At 71.6% G+C, this 18,235-nt stretch carries 14 protein-coding genes; 9 read left to right on the top strand and 5 right to left on the bottom strand.

Annotation, left to right across the window (positions count from 1 at the left end):
* Positions 1–82: 82 nt before the first annotated feature.
* Together FH609_RS28635 and FH609_RS28630 are read right to left on the bottom strand one after the other, a co-directional pair.
* A complete protein-coding gene (locus FH609_RS28635) occupies positions 83–1,636 on the bottom strand; it encodes an amino acid adenylation domain-containing protein (RefSeq protein ID WP_139674632.1) in 1,554 nt (517 codons plus the stop codon).
* Positions 1,633–3,627: a type I polyketide synthase gene (locus tag FH609_RS28630; protein ID WP_226962019.1), complete on the bottom strand. Its 1,995-nt coding sequence runs from the start codon at positions 3,625–3,627 to the stop codon at positions 1,633–1,635. Before FH609_RS28630 ends, FH609_RS28635 begins: the two co-directional genes overlap by 4 nt.
* A gap of 1,156 nt (positions 3,628–4,783) precedes the next feature.
* Between FH609_RS28630 and FH609_RS28625 the strand changes: the two genes are divergently transcribed.
* The 7 genes from FH609_RS28625 (at position 4,784) to FH609_RS28595 (ending at position 10,551) form a co-directional block, all read left to right on the top strand.
* A complete protein-coding gene (locus FH609_RS28625; protein ID WP_139674626.1) occupies positions 4,784–5,827 on the top strand; it encodes a GAF domain-containing protein in 1,044 nt (347 codons plus the stop codon).
* 369 nt (positions 5,828–6,196) lie between these two features.
* On the top strand, positions 6,197–6,907 hold the full coding sequence (locus tag FH609_RS28620; protein WP_139674623.1) for a hypothetical protein: 711 nt from the start codon (positions 6,197–6,199) through the stop codon (positions 6,905–6,907).
* Positions 6,907–7,848, top strand: a complete 942-nt coding sequence (locus FH609_RS28615; protein ID WP_139674620.1) for an SRPBCC family protein — start codon at positions 6,907–6,909, stop codon at positions 7,846–7,848. Before FH609_RS28620 ends, FH609_RS28615 begins: the two co-directional genes overlap by 1 nt.
* Entirely contained in the window at positions 7,841–8,326 is a 486-nt protein-coding gene (locus FH609_RS31295) for a hypothetical protein (RefSeq protein ID WP_193318109.1), read from the top strand. The genes FH609_RS28615 and FH609_RS31295 overlap by 8 nt, the downstream gene beginning before the upstream one ends.
* A 33-nt stretch (positions 8,327–8,359) precedes the next feature.
* Positions 8,360–8,611 carry a hypothetical protein gene (locus FH609_RS28605; RefSeq protein WP_139674617.1) on the top strand — a complete coding sequence of 84 codons (252 nt, stop codon included), beginning with the start codon at positions 8,360–8,362 and terminating at the stop codon, positions 8,609–8,611.
* 297 nt (positions 8,612–8,908) lie between these two features.
* Positions 8,909–10,150 carry a hypothetical protein gene (locus FH609_RS28600; protein ID WP_139674614.1) on the top strand — a complete coding sequence of 414 codons (1,242 nt, stop codon included), beginning with the start codon at positions 8,909–8,911 and terminating at the stop codon, positions 10,148–10,150.
* On the top strand, positions 10,147–10,551 hold the full coding sequence (locus FH609_RS28595; RefSeq protein ID WP_139674611.1) for a hypothetical protein: 405 nt from the start codon (positions 10,147–10,149) through the stop codon (positions 10,549–10,551). Before FH609_RS28600 ends, FH609_RS28595 begins: the two co-directional genes overlap by 4 nt.
* A gap of 20 nt (positions 10,552–10,571) precedes the next feature.
* Here the strand turns inward: FH609_RS28595 and FH609_RS28590 are convergent, their stop codons facing one another.
* Positions 10,572–12,887: an ATP-binding protein gene (locus FH609_RS28590; RefSeq protein ID WP_193318108.1), complete on the bottom strand. Its 2,316-nt coding sequence runs from the start codon at positions 12,885–12,887 to the stop codon at positions 10,572–10,574.
* A 313-nt stretch (positions 12,888–13,200) separates the two neighbouring features.
* Between FH609_RS28590 and FH609_RS28585 the strand changes: the two genes are divergently transcribed.
* Entirely contained in the window at positions 13,201–16,320 is a 3,120-nt protein-coding gene (locus FH609_RS28585; RefSeq protein WP_139674605.1) for a tetratricopeptide repeat protein, read from the top strand.
* A 207-nt stretch (positions 16,321–16,527) separates the two neighbouring features.
* Complete coding sequence (locus tag FH609_RS28580) at positions 16,528–16,731, top strand: hypothetical protein (RefSeq protein WP_139674602.1); 204 nt, start codon at positions 16,528–16,530, stop codon at positions 16,729–16,731.
* A gap of 28 nt (positions 16,732–16,759) precedes the next feature.
* Here the strand turns inward: FH609_RS28580 and FH609_RS28575 are convergent, their stop codons facing one another.
* Both FH609_RS28575 and FH609_RS28570 read right to left on the bottom strand, forming a co-directional pair.
* On the bottom strand, positions 16,760–17,458 hold the full coding sequence (locus tag FH609_RS28575) for a hypothetical protein (protein ID WP_139674598.1): 699 nt from the start codon (positions 17,456–17,458) through the stop codon (positions 16,760–16,762).
* Positions 17,459–17,622: 164 nt separating this feature from the next.
* The gene (locus tag FH609_RS28570; RefSeq protein WP_139674595.1) at positions 17,623–18,141 is read right to left on the bottom strand and encodes a mycothiol transferase; all 519 of its coding nucleotides are present in this window, start codon (positions 18,139–18,141) and stop codon (positions 17,623–17,625) included.
* Positions 18,142–18,235: the final 94 nt, after the last annotated feature.

The raw sequence follows: 18,235 nt of genomic DNA, 5'->3' as shown, positions 1-18,235 counted from the left end.
GCGATCTCGACCAGGCGGAACTCGATCAGGCGGATTTCGGCCGGGACGGATTCAACGGCACGGGGCACAACGCCGGCCGCTTTCAGGAACGGTCCGATTCGAAGGTCCCGACCAACGCACGGCGGTCGATTTTCCCGTGGGCGTTCAGGGGGAGTTCGTCAAGTACCGTGATGCGACGCGGAATCATATAGGGCGGCAGCCGGTCGCCCAGTGCCGAGTACAGCGGCTCGGGGGCGGCCCCGCTGCCGCTGACCGCCGCGACCAACTCCTTCTCCCCGTCGGCTCCCCGCACCGCGACGACCACCGCGTCCCGCACGCCGTCCTGCTCGCGCAGCAGCGCCTCGATCTCTCCCGGCTCGATCCGGTAACCACGGATCTTGACCTGCTGGTCGACGCGGCCCAGGTGCACCAACAGCCCGTCCGCGCGGGCGATCCGGTCGCCGGTGCGGTACCAGTGCTCCTCGGTCAACGGGCCCTCGCCGGTGTACGGGTGCACCGTCCCGGCCGCGTCGACCGTCAGGAAGCGGCCCGCGTTGTTGGCCGGGTCCAGGTAGCCGGGGAAGCGCTGCGGGCCGCGCACGCACAGCTCGCCGTCGTCGGCCGGGGCGCCGTCCTCGTCGAGCAGCAGGAAGTCGAGACCGGCGTAGCCGGCGCCCAGCGGGGCCGTGCCGTTGGGCGTCGTCGGCCAGTCCGCCGGATCGGCCGGCAGCCGGTACTCGGTGCACGAGACCGTCAACTCGCTGGGGCCGTACAGGTTCTCGATCCTGCTGTTCGGGGCCGCCGCCGCCCACGCCCTGGCGCCGGAGAGCGGCAACGGCTCGCCGCCGAAGACGCTCCAGCGCAGACTCGGCATCGCGCCCGGCGTCAGGGTGCCCAGCTGGTCGGCGAACGACAGCAGCGAAGGCACCGAGAACCAGTGCGTCAACTCCCGCCCCGCGATGAACTTCACGGGCGAGATCAGCTGACTGCGCATCGGCACCACCAGCGTCGCGCCCGAGCCCCAGGCGACGAAGAGGTCGTAGACCGAGCCGTCGAAGGTCAGCTCGAAGGTGCCGGACAGCCGGCTGCCGGGTCCGGCCTCGGCGCGCGACACCACGTGGGACAGATAGGCCGTGACGTTGCGGTGCGCGATCGGCACCCCCTTGGGCACGCCGGTCGAGCCCGAGGTGAAGACCAGGTAGGCGATGTCGTCGGGGGTCGCCGGGCACGGGGGCGCCTCGGCGTTCCCCGCGGCGAGGGCGCGCAGCTCCTCGGTGGTGAACGCCAGCGTCACCACGCCCGGCGTGGCGTCGGCCGACGCCGGGTCGGCGACCACCAGGTCGACGTCGGCCGCGGCGAGGACCGCCGCGTTGCGGGCCGGCGGCGCCTCGGGGTTGAGGGGCACCAGGGTGGCGCCGACCCTCAGGGCCGCCAGATAGCCGACGTAGGCGGCCACCGAGCGGCTGGCCGAGAGCCCGACGCCGCGCGGCCGCCGGCCGCCGTTGACCGCCAACAGCCGGACGGCCAGGCCCTCGACCAGCCGGCGCAGTTCCCCGTAGGTGAGGCGCTCGGCGCCCACCTCCAGCGCCGGTTGGTCGGGGTGCTCGGCCGCCGAGGCGGCGAACCAGTCGAAGAGCGTCACACGCCCACTGTTCATGCGGCCTGTGCCTCCAGCACGTGAAGCCAGTTGCGGAAGTCCCCCACGGTGCGCAGCCGGGCCAGCTCCTCGGCCTCCACCTCGTAGCCGTGGTCGGAGGCGAGCCGCAGGATGATGCGCACCCTGGCCAGCGAGTCGATGCCCATGTCGGCCAGCAGCGAGTTGTCCGAGTAGTCGGCCGACGCGGTCCTGGCGTGCTCGCGCAGCACCGTGGTGGCCAGGTCGGCGCCGGGCTCGGCGGCCTCGACCACCCGCTCGCCCGGCCAGTAACGCCGGCTCTGCCAGGGGTAGGTGGGCAGGGGGACGTAGAGGTGGTCGGGGCCGAAGACGCGCTCCCAGCGCACCTCGTGGCCGCGCCGGTACTGTTCGGCGACGGCCGCCAGCGGCAGCGAGGCGATCTCGGGCTCGACGGGACGGGCCGGGTCGCCCAGCGCGCGCACCATGTCCTGGTGCGAGCCCGCCATCACGGCGAGTCGGTAGGGATGGTGCTGCCGGCGGGTCGCCGCGCTGTAGCAGATGTCCCGCAGCGCCAGTTCGGCGCCGACGCCGCCAGGCGAGAGGTAGTGGATGTAGGAGCGGACCAGGTCCTGGAGCGCGGCGCCGGAACGGGCGGAGAGCGCGAGGAGGCAGACCTCGTCGTCGCTGCCCGGGCGGCGCGGATCGGCGTTCCTGGCGGTGACCGTCTCGCCCTGGCGCAGCACCACGTGGGCGTTGAGCGCGGACGAGCCCTGGCCGCTGACGCCGGCGACGAGCGCGCGGCCGGCGCTGGGCAGTTCCTGGAGGCGGGTGGGGATGGCCAACGGCAGTCGGTCCCAGGCGACATGGGGGTTGAGCCGGGTGACGTTGAGGCTGGGCGGCACCTGGCCGTGTTCCAGCGCCAACACCGCCTTGATCAGGCCGGCGACGCCGCCGGCGGCCTCGGCGTGGCCGATGTTGGTCTTCACGGAACCGATCAGCGCCGGCCGGTCCGCCGGCCGCCCCTCGCCCAGCACCTGGCCCAACGCGGTGATCTCCAGCGGGTCCAGGGTCGGCGAGCCGGAGCCGTGGGCCTCGACGAAGTCCACGTCGGCCGGGGACACCCCGGCGTCCTCGTAGGCCCAGCGCAGCACGTCCACCTGGCCCTGGAGCGACGGGGTGAGCACGGAGTCGCTGGTGTAGCCGTCGTTGCCTATGGCGCTGCCGGCGATCACCGCGCGGACCCGGTCGCCGTCGGCTATCGCCTGGCGCAGCGGCTTGAGGACCACCACGCCGACCGCGTCGCTGGGCGCGAAGCCCTCGGCGTCCGCGTCGCCGAACCTGACCCGGCCGTCCCGGGAGAGGGTGCCGGCCTGGGTCATCAGCACCCCCTCGTCGGGGCGCAGCAGCAGGTTGACGCCGGCGGCGATCGCCAGCCTGGTCTCGCCGGCGCGCAGGCTCATCACGGCGGAGTGCACGGCGGTCAGGGAGGAGGAGCAGGCGGTGTCGACGACGATACTTGGCCCGCGTAGATCGAAGGCGTGGGAGAGCCGTGCGGCCAGCAGCGAGCGGTAGTTGTGGAACGCGTTGGCGGAGACCGTCGACAGGCCGCGCCGGTACTGCTCCTCCACGAAGTCGGAGCGGGCGGCGCCGACGAAGACGCCGGTGCGGGTGCCGGCGAGGGCTTCGGGCCGTTGGCCCGCGTCCTCCAGGGCCTCCCAGGTGGACATCAGCAACAGGCGCTGCTGGGGGTCGAGTTCGGCGGCCTCGCCGGGGGAGATGCCGAAGAACTCGGCGTCGAACTCGGCCATGCCGCTGACGTATCCGGCACGGCGGGCGCCGATCGTGCCGGGTGCGGGGTGCGGGGAGTAGAGGGCGTCCACGTCATAGCGGTCGGCGGGGGTCTCGCTGGTCGCGTCCAGGCCGTCGCGCAGCACCTCCCAGAACTGGTCGGGGTTGTCCGCGCCAGGGAGGCGGCAGGCCAGGCCGATCACCGCCACCGCGCGTTCCTCGACCTCCGCTGTCGAACTCTTCACCAGTCAACTCCTTCGATTTCCTGACGTCCTCGCGTTGGTGCGGTGTTCGTGCGTGGTGCTCTGGTGCGGGGTGGTGCGGTCCTGCGGTCCTGCTGGTGGTGCTCGCCGTGCGGGTGGTGCGGGTGGTGCGGGTCGGGCCGGGGCGCCGTGGCGCCGCCGACGCAAATGCTCACTCTCCGTGGAAAGTTGAGCGTTTCGCTTCCTGTGTGTAGCTGTTCGCTTGCGGGTTGTTTCCGCGCCTGGTCGAACTTATACGGGGCCGGACCCCCTGTCCGCCCCCGTCCCCTATCGGTAGGCCACCCCCTGGCCTGGTGAGTGGTAACGCGCCATGCCCGATGCGGGTCTTCGATTTCTCTGCGATCAGCCTCGCTCACCTGGGCCGGATGCCTGCGTCATATGCCTGACGACAGGGCAGGATGCCGTCTCCGGCGGGGAAGCGCCATCCCTGGAGCGGCGTTCCGGACCCGTATCGGCCGGAGCAACATTGCTGGCCGACGGTCCGTCAGGCGCCTTCTGGAAGCGGACAGTTCGGGATCTGCCGAGCAGACCGGACGGGTAGGCCGTCCGACCCGCCGGAAATGGCCGGATCGAGGCCCCGTTGGCCTCGGCGCGGACGCTTGCTCTCGGCTGCTTCATGACCTCGCGACTGACGACGTGATGCTGGCGACTGACACGGCAGGGGCACCCTACGCGAAAGTAGGCGATCAACTCACGGTTCTTAACCGGCTCTTTACAGTGATGCCACGACTTCGACTGATCAGATTCCGGGACAGAGAAGACCACCCGGTGCGCGTCACGCCCCAGGGGACACATCCACGCACCTTCCCCCTTTCCCGGCGGCGTCCCGGCGGCTTCCCGGCGGCGCCTGCGCCCGTGACGACATCGAACCCACCGGACGATTGTCGTACGAGCTATGAGCTTCCGCCCGTTTCTGATCGGGAATGACGGGAACTGAGCGCGGCAGGATTGGGGAGGTCAGGATCTGGACAAGCTGAGGGGTTACCTTGCTCGCCGCCGCCTCGGGGCGACTCCGGAACGCCGAGACCGAGTCGTGAGGTTCGGGAGCCTGATGTGACGAAACCCGCGTGACAAAAGGAGTGCCAAGTACCCCGGTGGGGCGGCGCATTGCCCATTGCTTCTGGTTTCATGTGTGCCCATGAAGCCCCTGACACCCGATCACGCCCCCAACGAGGGTGAGCAGCGCAGGCGGCGGTTGCAGCTTCTCGGTCTGAACGACTCCGAGCCCGAGGCAAAGTTTGACCGCATCGCCCGGCTGGCCGGCAGTCTTGCCCAGGCACCCCTTGCCATGGTCAATTTCATCAGCGACGACCGTCAGATGTTCCGTGGTATGTACACCCCGCCGACGGCGGCCGAGGACACCGCGGGCGAGAGCGACGGTCGCGGCATAGCCTTCGACCTCAACAGCATCCCCGAGATAGCCCGCGAGGCGCCGATCGACTACGGGTTCTGCCCCCATGTCGTCGCGCAGGGCTCCCAGTTGGCCCTGGACGACGTCTTCGACTACCCCAGGTTCAAGGGCAACCCGCTGGTCAACGAGATGGGCGTGCGCGCCTACCTCGGCACCCCGCTCCTGGACCACACCGGGCAGATCCTGGGGACGGTCTGCGTCGCCGACATGCGTCCCCGCCAGTGGGACTCGCGCCACATGGAGGGGATGCAGAACCTCGCCGAGACCCTGCTCTCCGAGTTCCAGCTGCGGGACAGCCTGCTGGCCCAGCAGCAGGAGATGTTCGCCGTCTTCGACGGCGCCCCGTTCCCGATCATGCTCACCCAGGGCCCGAACCACCTGCTGCGCTACGCCAACGCCAAGCAGGGCGCCTCGTTCGGGCGGGTCCAGCAGCTGAGCGCGGGCCGCGAGTCGCTGCCGGGCCTGGACGCCGTCGGCGTCTTCGCGACGATGGACCGGGCGTACCACACCGGTCAGACGGCCAGCCTGGCCGAGGCCAGGATCGCGTCCTACGACGCGACCACCCCACAGAACTTCACCTTCACCTGCACCCCGGTGCGGCTCTCGCCGAAGGCGCCGGTGAGCGGCGTCCTCACCGTCGCGGTGAACATCACCCACCAGTCGCCGACGCAGAACGAGGCCCAGCAGATGGCCGCCGAGTTCACCTCCCAGGTGGAGCGGCTCGGCTCCGGGGGCGTCCCCGGTTGGTCCCAGGCCCGTCCGGCCATCTGAGACCGGGGCCGGTCCACCCCGGCCGGCCCGCGTCCAGCGACCGAAAAGGGCTTCCAGAGGGGCTACTCTCAGCCATTCTGCGGTGGTTGATTGTGACGGTTACCGCGCCATCCCGGTGGCGCGGTAACCGTTTCGCGCGCTCTGCGAAGATCCCCTCCCTTTCCCCTCCCTTTTCCCTCCCGCCGCGCCGCGCCGCGTCCACGCCCACGCGTCCTTCTCTCCGCCCTCTCTCCCTCCTGACCCTCCATGCGCCCGATCGGCCCCGTTCGGGGTGCGGGTCCCGGCCGGGGGACGTTGGCTGGTGGGCACGGCGAGGCCCCGGGCGACCGTTCGGGCCTCGGGCTGGGCGACAGAGAAGGACGCGCGCACATGACCGACACCTCGACCAGGGCGGCGGTGGCGGCCGGGCTGGCCGCCGGCTATGTCCTCGGCCGGACGAAGAAGGCGAAGCTGGCGCTGGTGATCGCCTCCTACGCAATGGGCCGCAAGGCGCATCTCAACCCGAAGGATCTGGTCGGCGGCGGAATGCACCGGCTCGGCAGCTCGGAGCACTTCGGGAAGCTGGGCGAGCGGGTCCGCGAGGAGCTGTTCTCCGGCGGCCGCTCGGTGGTCTCGGCCGCGCTGCACCGGGGCTATGACACGGTGGCCGATGCCCTGGCCGAACGTTCCAAGGCGCTGCTCGACGGCCGCCTGACCGACGTGGTCACCGGGGACGGCTCCGCCGAGGGACAGGCGCCGGCCGGGAAGAAGGACGCCGCACCGGAGGCGGCCGCGGAACCCGAACCCGAGCCGGGACCGGAGCCGGAACCGGCCAAGGGAACTGACCGGAAACGGCGCGGCGCCCGGGCACGTTCGGCCGCCTCCGACGAGGGCGACGACGGGCCCGATCCGGACGCCGACCCCGACGAGGGGACGAGTTCCGGCCGTTCCGGGAGCGGTGGCCGGTCGAAGGAGTCCCGCGCCCCGGGCCGCCGCCGGCCCGGCGAGCCGCTGGCGCCGCGCGAGCGGTCGCCCCGGCGGCCGGCCCGGCGCGCCGCCTCCGGCCGGGCCAAGGCCACGGCGGACGGCGGTGACCGCTGATGAGCACGGCCCAGGACGAGAAGCCGGACGAGAAGCAGGACGCGTCGGGGCTGGAGCGGGTCCGCGAGGAACTGGTCAAGTTCATCGGCGCCCAGGCCCAGCACCTCATCGACAAGGCCGGCGACAAGCTCACCGACGTGGCGCAGCGGATCGGCGATTCCGCCCAGGAGAGCGGCGCGGTGCCTGATGCCGCCGGCCGGATGCTCAAGGGCGAGAACCCCGCGAAGGCGGCGGCCGGTTCGTCGCTGCGCGGGCTGAAGGACAAGGTGACGCCCGGCGGCGGCTCCTCGGGCGACGAGGAGGAGGGCGAGGGCGGCGCGCAGAGCGGCGGGGAGCAGGAGGCCGGGGACACCAAGGTCACCAACATCGTCGAGGTGATCGACATCGGCGTTCCGCTGCGCACCTGTTACGACCACTGGACCCAGTTCGAGAAGTTCGGGGTCTTCACCAAGGGCGTCAGCAACGTCTCCACCACCGACGACACCACCACCGAGTGGAAGACCAAGATCGCGTTCTCCGAGCGGAGCTTCGAGGCCACCATCGAGGAGCAGCTGCCGGACGACCGGATCGTCTGGCGTTCGGAGGGCTCGAAGGGCACCACGCGGGGCGCGGTCAGCTTCCACGAGTTGACGCCGACGCTGACCCGGATCATCGCGGTCGTCGAGTACCAGCCGTCGGGCTTCTTCGAGAAGACCGGCAACCTCTGGCGGGCGGTGGGCCGGCGGGTGCGGCTGGACCTCAAGCACTTCCAGCGCTATGTGACGTTGGCGCCCGACGAGGAGATCGAGGGCTGGCGCGGGGAGATCAGGGACGGGGAGGTGGTGCGCACCCACGAGGAGGCGGTGGGCGCCGAGGGCGGGGACAAGGGAGACGGGGACGGGGACGGGGAGGAAGCCAACGGCAGGGACCAGGGCGAACGGGAAGGCCAGGACGATGAGTGATGTCGACACCCAGCAGGGATACGATCCGGACGAGGCCGATGTGCTGCTCGACGTCCCGGTCCTCAAGCTGGAGGAGCTGAAGATCGAGGCGGAGGACCTCCGCGCGCACATCTCGCTGAACGCCGAGGTGCTGAGCCTGCTCAAGCTGAACGTGGGCGCCGATGTGACGCTCGGCAAGCTGGAGTTGGACCTCAAGGGCGTGGACGCCCAGGCGCTGCTCAAGGTCAGGCTCGACCAGGTGGCGTCCATCATCAAGCAGGTCCTGGCCACCATCGACCAGAACCCGCGCATCATCGAGCAGGTGGTGCAGGAGGCGTCCGCGACCGCCGGCGGCACGGTCGACCGGGCGGGCGGCGCCGTGGAGAAGACCGGCGAGCAGATCACCAGCGACGGCGACGGGCTCTCGGTGGCGGGCAAGGTCACGGATGTCGCCAAGGACCTGGCGAAGAAGGCGGCCTCCCGCTCCGGGTCCACTTGAAGAGAACAGGCCGAGCGCGGCGAGACGCCCACCGTGGAGCCCGACCTCTCGTTCGCCGCCCTCGTCCACGCGGACGAGGTCTTCTTCCCCACCGCCCCCGAGGCCGGGGTGACGTTCCACGGCGCGCCGGGGCACGCGTCCCTCTCGGCGAGCGAACGCCACAACCTCCCCGACCAGGTCTCCGCCGAGACCCCCTACCGGGACGTGTTGATCCGCTACGCCCTCGCCACCTCGATCGCCGCCCCCGACGGCGAACCGACCCTCCGCTCCCACGAGGGCGACTGACCGGAGGCCGGCCCCCGAACACCTCGGGGGCCGGGCCGCGCGACATGTCCCGCGCGGGCTGGGCCGGGCGGGCCGGGCACTTCGAGGGGTGCCCAACTCCCTGGTGCGCGTGGGAGAGTGGCAGCGTCACGAGCCCACTGAGCCGGCGCCCGGCCGAGGCCCTTCGCTCATCTTCGCCCGGTTTCGCGCGACTTCCCCCACTGCAAGACTTCTGCAAGGAAGCCGCAGGCACTTCGCCGTGCCCCGTGGGCATCCCCGTTTCGGTGCACGAAACCAACTCAGTTCATGGGGGATGTCATGACAGACAACAGCACCTGCGTCGAGCCCGCCTTAGTCCAGCGGGGCCAGTGGATCACTGTCCCCGACCAGAAGTCGGTCCTCGCCGTGGTGCACACCCTGGTCTACGCGGAGCGCCTCCGGCGGGTGGTGGAGCTGGTCGAGTCCGACTTCCGCGTCCAGGTGGTCTACACGGTGGCACCGCACGCCTTCGGCGCCGGGCTCGCCCGGTCGCTCGAGGAGCAGGGCGTCACGGTGATCCCGTGGGAACAGGCGGTGCGGACGCGGTTCGACCTGGCGCTCGCTGCGGGTTCGCGGGGGATACACCTGCTGCGGGCGCCGGTGGTGCGACTGCCGCACGGGGGCGGCCAGATCAAGCTGCTCCGGGCGGCCGAGGGCGCCACGGAGCAGGAGCTTCGCGTGGCCAACATGCTCAGCCGGCAGTACCTGCTCCACGAGGGGCGGGTCGTTCCCGCCGCGCTCGTCCTCGCGCACGAGCGGGACCGGGAGACGCTGGCCAGATCCTGCCCGGAGGCGCTGCCGGTGACCGAGGTGGTCGGTGACCCGTACTACGACCGGCTGCTGGTCAGCCTTGCACGGCGCGCCGAGTACCGGGCGGCGCTCGGCCTACGCCCCGGGGAGCGGCTGTTGGTCGTGACCTCGACCTGGGGCGAGTCCTCGGCGTTCGGCCGTTTCGACGCGCTGCTGCCCCGGCTGCTGCGGGAGCTGCCTCCCAACGTCAGAACGGCGCTCTTCCTGCACCCGAACCTGCACGCCACCTACGGCAGTTGGCAGCTGCACCAGTGGCTGGGCGGCCAGGAGAACCGGGTGCGGCTCGCGCCCACCTCGGAGGACTGGATGCCGTCCCTGGTGGCCTGCGACTGGGTGCTCGGGGACGCCGGCTCGGTCACCTCCTACGCGACGCTGACCGGCCGGCCGATCCTGCTGAGCCGTTTCCCGGTCGAGGAGGTGGCGCCCGACTCGTCGGCCGCGCTGCTGGCCCGCACCGCGCCGGCACTGTCGCCGGCGCGCCCGCTCGCCGAGCAACTCGCCTACGCGGAGGAGACCTACGACGCGGACGGCCACCGCAGGGTGGCCGCCCGGCTCACCTCCCGGCCCGGCACGTTCCACCGCCGGATGCGCACGTTGCTCTACCGGCTGCTCGACCTGGCCGAACCCGCCCATCGCCCGGTGGTGCGCCCGGCCGGGCTGCCGGCCCGGCTCGCCGGGTGGCAGCGGACGCGGCGGGGGGAGGCGGCATGAGGCCACCGAGCGGCCGGGGTGAACTCGTCCATGTGGAGTGGGACGAGGCCGGCGCCAACTCCTGGACCGAGGCCGCCGACACGCTGGCCACGGTGCTGGCGCGGCCGCCCGCCGAGGCGCTGGCCGCGGCCGACCGGCTGTTGGCGCACTTCCCCGGCTGCGCGGTGGTCGCGGTGCCGGTGACGGGGAACCGCGCGTGGGTGCTCGGCTGCCGCTCCGGTGGGGCCTTGCTCGCCCGCCCCGGGCGGGCGCCGGCCGAGGCCGACTGGCGACCGGCGGTGCTCGCCTACCTCCACGCCCGGGTGACATCGGGGCGGCCGATGGTGGAGGTCACCGTGCTCAACGTGGAGACCGCCGCCGGGCCGGTCAGCGTGGAACTCAGCGCCCTCCGGCGCGGCTGAACGGGGGCGGCTGGCGGGGCTCACAGCTTCGCCAGCCGCTCCTCCAGCCGGTCGGCGTCCCGCCCGCTCAGCGGGGTGTAGAGCGAGAGGGAGTGTCGGTAGCGGCGCCCGGCCTCCGCTCGGTCGCCGTCGGTCTGCGCGACCTCGCCGAGCATCTCCCAGGCCCGCGCCTGCCAGTGTCGCGAACCCGCGCGTTCGAACTCGCCCATGGCTTCCCGCAGTCGCGCCTCCCCCGCGTCCCGGTCGCCGTGGAGCCCGGTCGCCAGGCCAAGGAGCGCCAGCGCCCTGGCCGCGTCGTACGTCTCCCGCATCTCCTCCAACGACGCCCGCGCCTCGGCCAGTTCACGCATCGCCTCGCCGTACTCGCCGAGCCGGATCGCGATCTCGCCCAACGAGACCCGGCTCAGCGCCACCCCACGCCGGTACCCGACCGCCGCCCGTTCCTCCAGCGCGCCGCGCAGCATCTCCCTGGCCTCCGGCAGCCGCTCCAGCCAGATCCAGGTGTTGCCCAGGCCGTGGAGCGCCCTGGCCCGCTGCAACCGGTCCCCGTTCGCCCGCGCGACCTCGGCGGCCTCCTTGTACCAGCGCGCCGACTCCTCGTACCGGCCGGCGTTGCGCAGCCCTCCCCCACCGGTGATCAACATGCGGCTGAGGCCCTGCCGGTGCCCGATGCGCCGGGCGGCTTCGGCGCCCAGCTCGTGTGCCTCGATCCACTCCTGTGTGGGGCGGAACCGGTAGAAGAACGGCAGCATGGCGTCCACCAGTTGCCAGCAGAGGTCGAACCAGCCGGCTTCGAAGCTGCTCCGCACCACGCCCATGAGCGTGCCGCGCTCCGCGCCGAGCCAGGCCAGCGCGGCCTCCCTGGTGGTGAACGGCACGAGCGCGGTGGGTGGGTGGAGATGTTCGCGCTCGGGGTCGACGTGGTGGGGCGTCAGCACCCGCTGGGCCGTCGCCGTCATCGCCAGGCACCACTCGGCGAAGCGCCGGAGGAGCAACTCCCGTTCGGGCTGGTCCTCCTCGGCCAGCGCGCGTTCCCTGGCGTGGGAGCGCACCAGGTCATGGAAGCGGTAGACGTCGCCGCCCAGATGGTGCAGGAGGTTCGACTCCACCAGCCGGTCCAGGGCGGGGCCGGTGTGTGCCACGGTGCCGCCGACCGCCGAGGCGACCATGGGAAGGTCGAGCCGGGCGACCGGCAGCAGCCCGGCCGCCCGGTACAACGCCCGCGCCTCGTCGGACAACAGCCGGTAGGAGGCGTCGAGCGCGGCCCGGATCGCGTCCTCGCCGTCGACGGTGAGGGCGTCGAACAGGGCCTGGTCGTCCGCCAGTTGCTCGGCCATCGCGGACAGCGGCTGCCGTGGGCGCACCGCCAGGTGGGCCGCCGCCAGGCTGACCGCGAGCGGCAGATAGGCGCAGAGCCGCACGACGTCCCTCGCCGCCACGGCGTTCTCCCGGACGCGCGCGCCGCCTCCCCCGCGTGCCAGCAGCTCCAGCGCGGCGTCCGGGTCCAGCGCCTCCAACTGGTGGATGACGGCTCCGTCCATGAGCAGCCCGGTCAGCTGCCGCCGACTCGTCGTGACCACCAGACAGTTGCCGGAGGCCGGGAGCAGGGGTCTGACCTGAGCTGCCGACAGCCCGTCGTCGAGGAGCACCGCCAACCGGCAGTCGGTGGTCATCGACCGCCACAGGGCCGAGCGCTCGGCCAGGCCCTCCGGGACCGAGGTCGCGCCCATCGCCCGGAGGAAGTGCTCCAGCACCTCGGCCGGCGAGACGGGTCCGGCGGGTCCGTAGGCGCCCAGGTCGGCGAACAGCTGGCCGTCCACGAACTCGTCGGCGACCTGCGCCAACCACCTGGTGACCAGCGTGGTCTTGCCGATGCCCGGCGGGCCGCTCACCACCAGCAGGCGGGGCGAGCCCCCCGGCGCCGAGGCCCTGCACTCCTCCAGCGCGCGAAGCTCGGCCTCGCGGCCGACGAAGTTGGCCGAGTAGAGCGGCAGTTGGCGCGGGACGGGTGGCCGGTCCCCGAGCCGTGCGGGCAGTCCGTGAAGGTGTATCCCGCCGTGGATGTCCCGAGCCTGAACACTGGGGCCCAGAACCTGGGCCGAGTCACTCAGCGCATTGGTGTGGTGCACGGGGTCCATGCTGGCGTCATGCGACAGGCCCAGCCAGCCGGCCAGCGCCCGACGCACCCCCTCATCACGCACGGCGAGCCCGGCCAACCGGCGCGCCAGCCGCTCCTTCTCCGTCGCGTCGCGCCCGGTCAACACCCGTTCCCAGAGGGCCAGTACCTCCGGGTGCCCCGCGAGCCGCACCCGCACGGACGCGCTCCACTCGCCCAAGCCCGGTGCGTCCCGGTCGTCTCCCCGCACGGCTCGGGAAATGGCCGATTCCAACGCGTCGGACCAGTCCTGCTCGCGCATCACGCCCGTCACACCCCCCTCGCGGGACGGCAGTTGGTCGACGCAGGCCGCGCCGCGACCGAACCGACCTCTTTCTACCCCCTGGTAGAACGCGTTACGCATCACACAAACGCTCACCCGTTCGACGAACACCCGGGTGAAGAATTCGCGCCGTCATTTCCGTGTGGGCTAGCTCACGGAGTTCGCGACATGCCATGCTCGCAACAAAGGGTTCGACCGGCGGGAGGCGCTGGTGGAGTTCCGCATACGGCTGCTCGGCCCCGTCGAACTTCTGCTCGACGACCGGCCGAGTGCGCTGCCCTCACCCCAGGACTCTCTGGTCCTCGCGGCGCTCGCCTGGGATGTCGGCCGTATGGTCAGCATTGAAACGCTGATCGAAAGGGTCTGGGACTTTCCGCCGGAACGTGCCCGCAACAACCTCCACGTTCATATTGCGCGCATTCGCAAGGCATTTCGCCAGTGCCCCGGCCCCACCGCACCGAGCATTCACACCCGTTCGCACGCCTACACCCTGGACGCCCCGCCCCACTCCGTCGACGTTCACCACTACCTCGACCTCACAGCCCGGGCCCGCGCCCACGCCGACCAGGGCCAACCGCGCGAGGCCGAGGCCCGCCTCGAGGAGGCCGCAGCGCTCTGGCGGGGCGAACCGCTCACCGGGCTCACCAGTTCGTGGGCCAACGATGTTCGGGAGACGCTCGGCCAGCGGCGGCTCTATGTGGCGCTGACCCGCGCGGGCATCGCGCTCCAACTGCGCCACCACGGCGACGCGATAGCCGAACTGTGGACGCTCTCGAACCAACACCCCACCGATGAGCACCTCGTGGAGCACCTGGCCCTCGGGCTCTACAGCGCTGGCCGCGTCTCCGACGCCGGCGACGAGGTGGAGCGCGTGCGACGGAGGTTACGCAACGAGCAGGGCGTCGACCTCGGGCCCCGCCTGCGCCTCGTGCGACAGGCGATCGCCAACCGGACGCTCCCCGAGGAGTTGCTGGTCGCCCTGGGCTACACCCCCGCCGCCGGCCCTGCGGTCGTGCGCCGGCCGCCGGGCCCCGACGACCTGCCGGCCGACATCGACTACCTGGGCCGCCAAGGCGAGGTGCGCGCCATCCTCGCAGAACTCGACCGGCGAAGGAGCGGCGACGTCCAGGGGCCCGCCATGGTGGGCATCGACGGCATGGCGGGGGCCGGCAAGACCGTCCTGGCCGTCCATATCGCCCACCGTCTCAAGGAGCACTACCCCGACGGCCGCCTGATGATCGACCTGCGCGGCCACGACCGGACACAGGCGCCACTGAGCACCGCGCACGTCCTGACCGAGCTGCTGCGCAGGCTCGGCAAGGTACCCAAGGACGAGGACCAGCTCGTCACCGTCTGGCGCACGGTGCTCGCCCGACGTCGCGTGCTGCTGCTCCTCGACAACGCCGCCGGGCCCGAGCAGGTGCTCCCCCTGCTGCCCGGCGCCACCAACTCCCTGGTGATCGTGACGAGTCGACACCGCCTCGCGACAATTCCCGGACTTCACGCGCACTCCCTCGACGCGCTTTCCGAAGGAGAGGCCGTCGCGCTGTTCCAGGACCGCATTCGGGGGCGGGCCGCCGACCCGAGTGAGATTGCGAGGATCGCGCGCCTGACCGGCTGTCTGCCGCTCGCCCTCGACATCGTGGCGGCGCGTTTTCTCACCCGCCCCAGTTGGTCGATCGAGGAACTCACATCACGTCTCTCACACGGACGCGACATCCTGCACGAGATTCGTGACGGAACGCGGGCGGTGGCCGCCGCGTTCGAACTCTCCTATCAGGCGCTTTCGGAATCCGGTCAACACATCTTCCGACACCTGGGGTTACTCGTCGGACGCGAGTTCGGGCCACATGCGGTGGCGGCGCTCACCGGATACACACTCGGCGATGTCGAGAGCGAACTCGACTCCCTCTACTATGCGCACCTCACCGGAGAGAGCCCGTCCGGCCGGTTCGCGCTGCACGATCTCCTCAGGGAGTTCGCCCAGGTCCTCGCCCGTTCCGAGCTGCCCCCCGAGGTCTCCCGGGCGGCGTTCGACCGGCTCGCCGACGCCTATGTGACGGCCGCCGACCAGGCGGACCGGCTCGCCTACCCGCACCGGGTCCGCATCGAGGTGGACGCCGCCCCGCCGGTCGAACTCACCGGCTGGCTGGACCCGTCGGAGCCGGAACGGTGGTTCCGCGCGGAGATCGAGAACCTCCTCGCCCTGCTCAGACATCTCGACGACACCGGGGACAGGCACCGTTCGGCCCTGCTCAGCCATGTGCTCGCCGGCTTCCTCGATGCCGACGGGCGCCACTCGCAATCGGGCGCGGCCCAGCTGCGCGCGGCGGCCGCCTACTGGAGCGAGCAGAACGCGCCCCGGGCGCAGGCCCGGGCCCTGTTGGACCTCAGCTCCGCCACCGCGCGCACCGGCCACTACGCCGAGAGCCTCACCACCGCCCGCCGCGCCCTGCGACTCGCCGAGCAACACGCCGATCGCGACGCTCTGTTGGAGGCCCTCCAGCGCATGGCGATCACCCACCACGAAACGGGCCGCCACCAGGAGGCCCTGCCCCTGATGCGGCGCCTGATCCCGCTGAGACAGCGCCACTCCGATCTTCGTCAGCGCACGCGGGCCATCAATCTTCTCGGGGCCATCCAGCTGAACGCCGGAGAACTGGGGGCGGCTCTGACGACCTTTCGCGAAGCATTCAACGGGGCTCGTTCCGCCGGCGACGCAAGGGGTCAGTACATGGCCCTCAGCAATATCAGCCTCATTCAGCGCAAGAGGAATTCCCACGACGAGGCCATCGCCTCACTCCGGCAGGCACTGGAGATATCGGAGAACGGTGGAAGACTCGACGAGCGAATGGTTCTCAAGGTCAATCTCGCCGATGCCTTGCAGAAAGCGGGAGACGCTTCTTCCGCGCTTTCCCTTTATCAGGAGGCGCTGCCGGTCTTCCGCTCGCTTGAGGAGCAGCACAAGGAGTCGGCCGCTTTGATCGGCATCGGCCGTGCGCTCACCGCACTCGGACGCCCGGTGGAGGCCATTCCGCACCACCACGCGGCCCTTGACCTGGCGCGGAGCCTGGACGCCGGCGTCGAGGAGGCGCGGGCCCTCAGGGAACTCGGCCACGCCGAGGCGCTGGCCGGGCGGCACGAGGAGGCCGCCGGCCACCTCCACCAGTCTCTGAAGGTGGCGCGCGAGCTGAAGTTGGGCTTTGTCGAGGTGGAGACGCGGGAGGTGCTCGCCGAACTGCACGAGTCGCGCGGCGAGGCCGACCGAGCGGCCCACCTCCGAGCGGGCACCCGGGCCCTCATGCGCCAACTCGGTGCGGAGACATCCTAGGTCGAGAATCAGAGCCAATTCACTAAACCTCGATGTTCAGAAAATGAACATCGAGGCTGCTTGAGGAATTGCCTTGACTGCTCAACTACCGAGCGGGCACAGGGAATTCGGCGCACCGCGATAATTCAGTTAACATCTTCGCGCGGTCGGCGCTGACCATTCGGGTCCCCGGCGCAACCATGCCCCTTTTCGCCCCTCGGAGCACCTGTGCCATTTCCCGTCGGCAGCCCCTTCGCCATCCTCGCCTTCCTCGGTTCGCTCGCCATAGGCGCGGCGCCCCTGGACGCGAATAGGTCGCTTTACGGCGACGACGAGATAACGGTTGCCGAAATCATCATGGTCTACCGCGACCAATTCGCCCCGCCCGCCGACGGCGAGTTCCGTGGCGTGGTGGAGCCGGTCATCGCCTGACGCTCGACGACCCGCCCCCGGGAAAACGTTACGCCGCCCCCGCGTCCCAGCTCGGCCGGCGGGCTCGGGCCGTGGCGACCAGGGCGTAGCCGACGGCGAGGGTGGTGGCGGTGAGGCCGGCCAGGGCCGGCAGGAAGATCGGGTCGGCCGGTTCGAGGAACGGGTAGATCGAGGCGTCGGCCCGCAGATAGACCACCAGGTAGAGCAGCAGCGCCCCGGCCCAGGTCAGCGGGTACCACCAGCGGGAGGCGCGCTGCCGGCGGCCGACGAAGAGCCACTCGACCAGCGCGGCCAGCGGCGTGAGGAGGTGCTCGAAGAGGGACCAGGTCTCGTCCACGCCGCCGCCCATCGCCGTGAACCAGGTGATCATCACCAGCAGCAGGCTCGCCACGAGCAGCCCCCGCAGCCAGGAGGTCGGCGGCTCGGGCCGCCCGAGCGCCGCCGCCGTGAGGGTCAGCACCACCACCGCCGAGTAGCCCACGGCGGCGGCCACGCTCGCCAGTTGGCTGAGGCCGAGCAGCGTGCCGCCGTGGGTGGCCCGGTAGCCGAGCACGGCGCAGACGACGATCAGCACCCGCCACAGGGTCTCGCCGAGCAGCGTGCCCGCCGGCCGCTCGGCGGCGGCGGCGCCGGCACCGGCGGCACCGGCGGCGGTCGGGTGAACGGGCGGTGCCGGGACGGGTGGCGGCCAGGCTCGGGTGGGCAGGGGGTGCGCGTGCTGGGGCATCGGGGGGCGGGTCCTTCGGGAGGTGGCGTGAGCCGTCACGCGGACGACCTCGTCCGAGCGTAGGACCCGTCGGCGCGCGGGAGGCGGTGCCCGGCGCCGCTGCGATGGCCTTGTCGAGAAGGGGTTTCGAAGTTGTGACAGGAACGCCCGTGCCGGCCGGCGGCTCAGGAGTCGTCGGCGCGCAACAGGCCCCGCACATAGGCCGCCTGGCCCACGTGTTGCAGATCCTCGGCGACCACGCTGACCAGGCGAACGCCCAGCGTCACCGGCGGGTTCCAGCGGTCGTCGACCACCTCGGCGAGGTCGCCGACCTTCACCCGGTTGAGGTAGGAGACGGTCCGCTCGTGGACGGCCTGGTGGTAGCCGACCAGCAGGTCGGCGTCCGGCGTCCCCAGGGCCGCAACGTCCTCGGAGCTGTGCCCGAAGCCCGTCGCCTCCGGTGGGAAGGGCAACGCGAACCGTTCGGCCCACCGGTCCTTCGTCCATACCTGGGCACGCCCGGTCAGCTCCGCGACGTGGTCGTCCTGCACCCGGGTGAGGTGCCACACCAGCCAGCCGATCGGGTTGGCCCTGGGCCCGACGCGGGCGCCGATCTCCTCGGGGGTGAGCCCGGTGACGGTCGCCTCCACCTCCTCCCTGATCCGGTCGAAGGCGTCCACCAGCAGCTCGGTGCTCGCGTTCACGACTGCTCCTCTCGGCGTCTCGGCGTCTCGGCGTTTCGGCGTCTCGGCGTTTCGGCGTCTCGGCGTCTCGGCGTCACGGCGTCACGCGGGCCCG

This window comes from Streptomyces sp. 3MP-14 (genome assembly GCF_006334905.2).
In the GTDB taxonomy this organism is placed as follows: domain Bacteria; phylum Actinomycetota; class Actinomycetes; order Streptomycetales; family Streptomycetaceae; genus Streptomyces; species Streptomyces triticirhizae.
Note: the sequence above shows the minus strand (reverse complement) of the source record. Positions and strands in the feature narration are given on the sequence as shown.

Coding starts and splice junctions, on each gene's coding strand:
- FH609_RS28635 (WP_139674632.1), bottom strand. CDS start 1,636: ATGAACAGTGGGCGTGTGACGCTCTTCGACTGGTTCGCCGCCTCGGCG.
- FH609_RS28625 (WP_139674626.1), top strand. CDS start 4,784: ATGAAGCCCCTGACACCCGATCACGCCCCCAACGAGGGTGAGCAGCGC.
- FH609_RS28620 (WP_139674623.1), top strand. CDS start 6,197: ATGACCGACACCTCGACCAGGGCGGCGGTGGCGGCCGGGCTGGCCGCC.
- FH609_RS28615 (WP_139674620.1), top strand. CDS start 6,907: ATGAGCACGGCCCAGGACGAGAAGCCGGACGAGAAGCAGGACGCGTCG.
- FH609_RS31295 (WP_193318109.1), top strand. CDS start 7,841: ATGAGTGATGTCGACACCCAGCAGGGATACGATCCGGACGAGGCCGAT.
- FH609_RS28600 (WP_139674614.1), top strand. CDS start 8,909: ATGACAGACAACAGCACCTGCGTCGAGCCCGCCTTAGTCCAGCGGGGC.
- FH609_RS28595 (WP_139674611.1), top strand. CDS start 10,147: ATGAGGCCACCGAGCGGCCGGGGTGAACTCGTCCATGTGGAGTGGGAC.
- FH609_RS28575 (WP_139674598.1), bottom strand. CDS start 17,458: ATGCCCCAGCACGCGCACCCCCTGCCCACCCGAGCCTGGCCGCCACCC.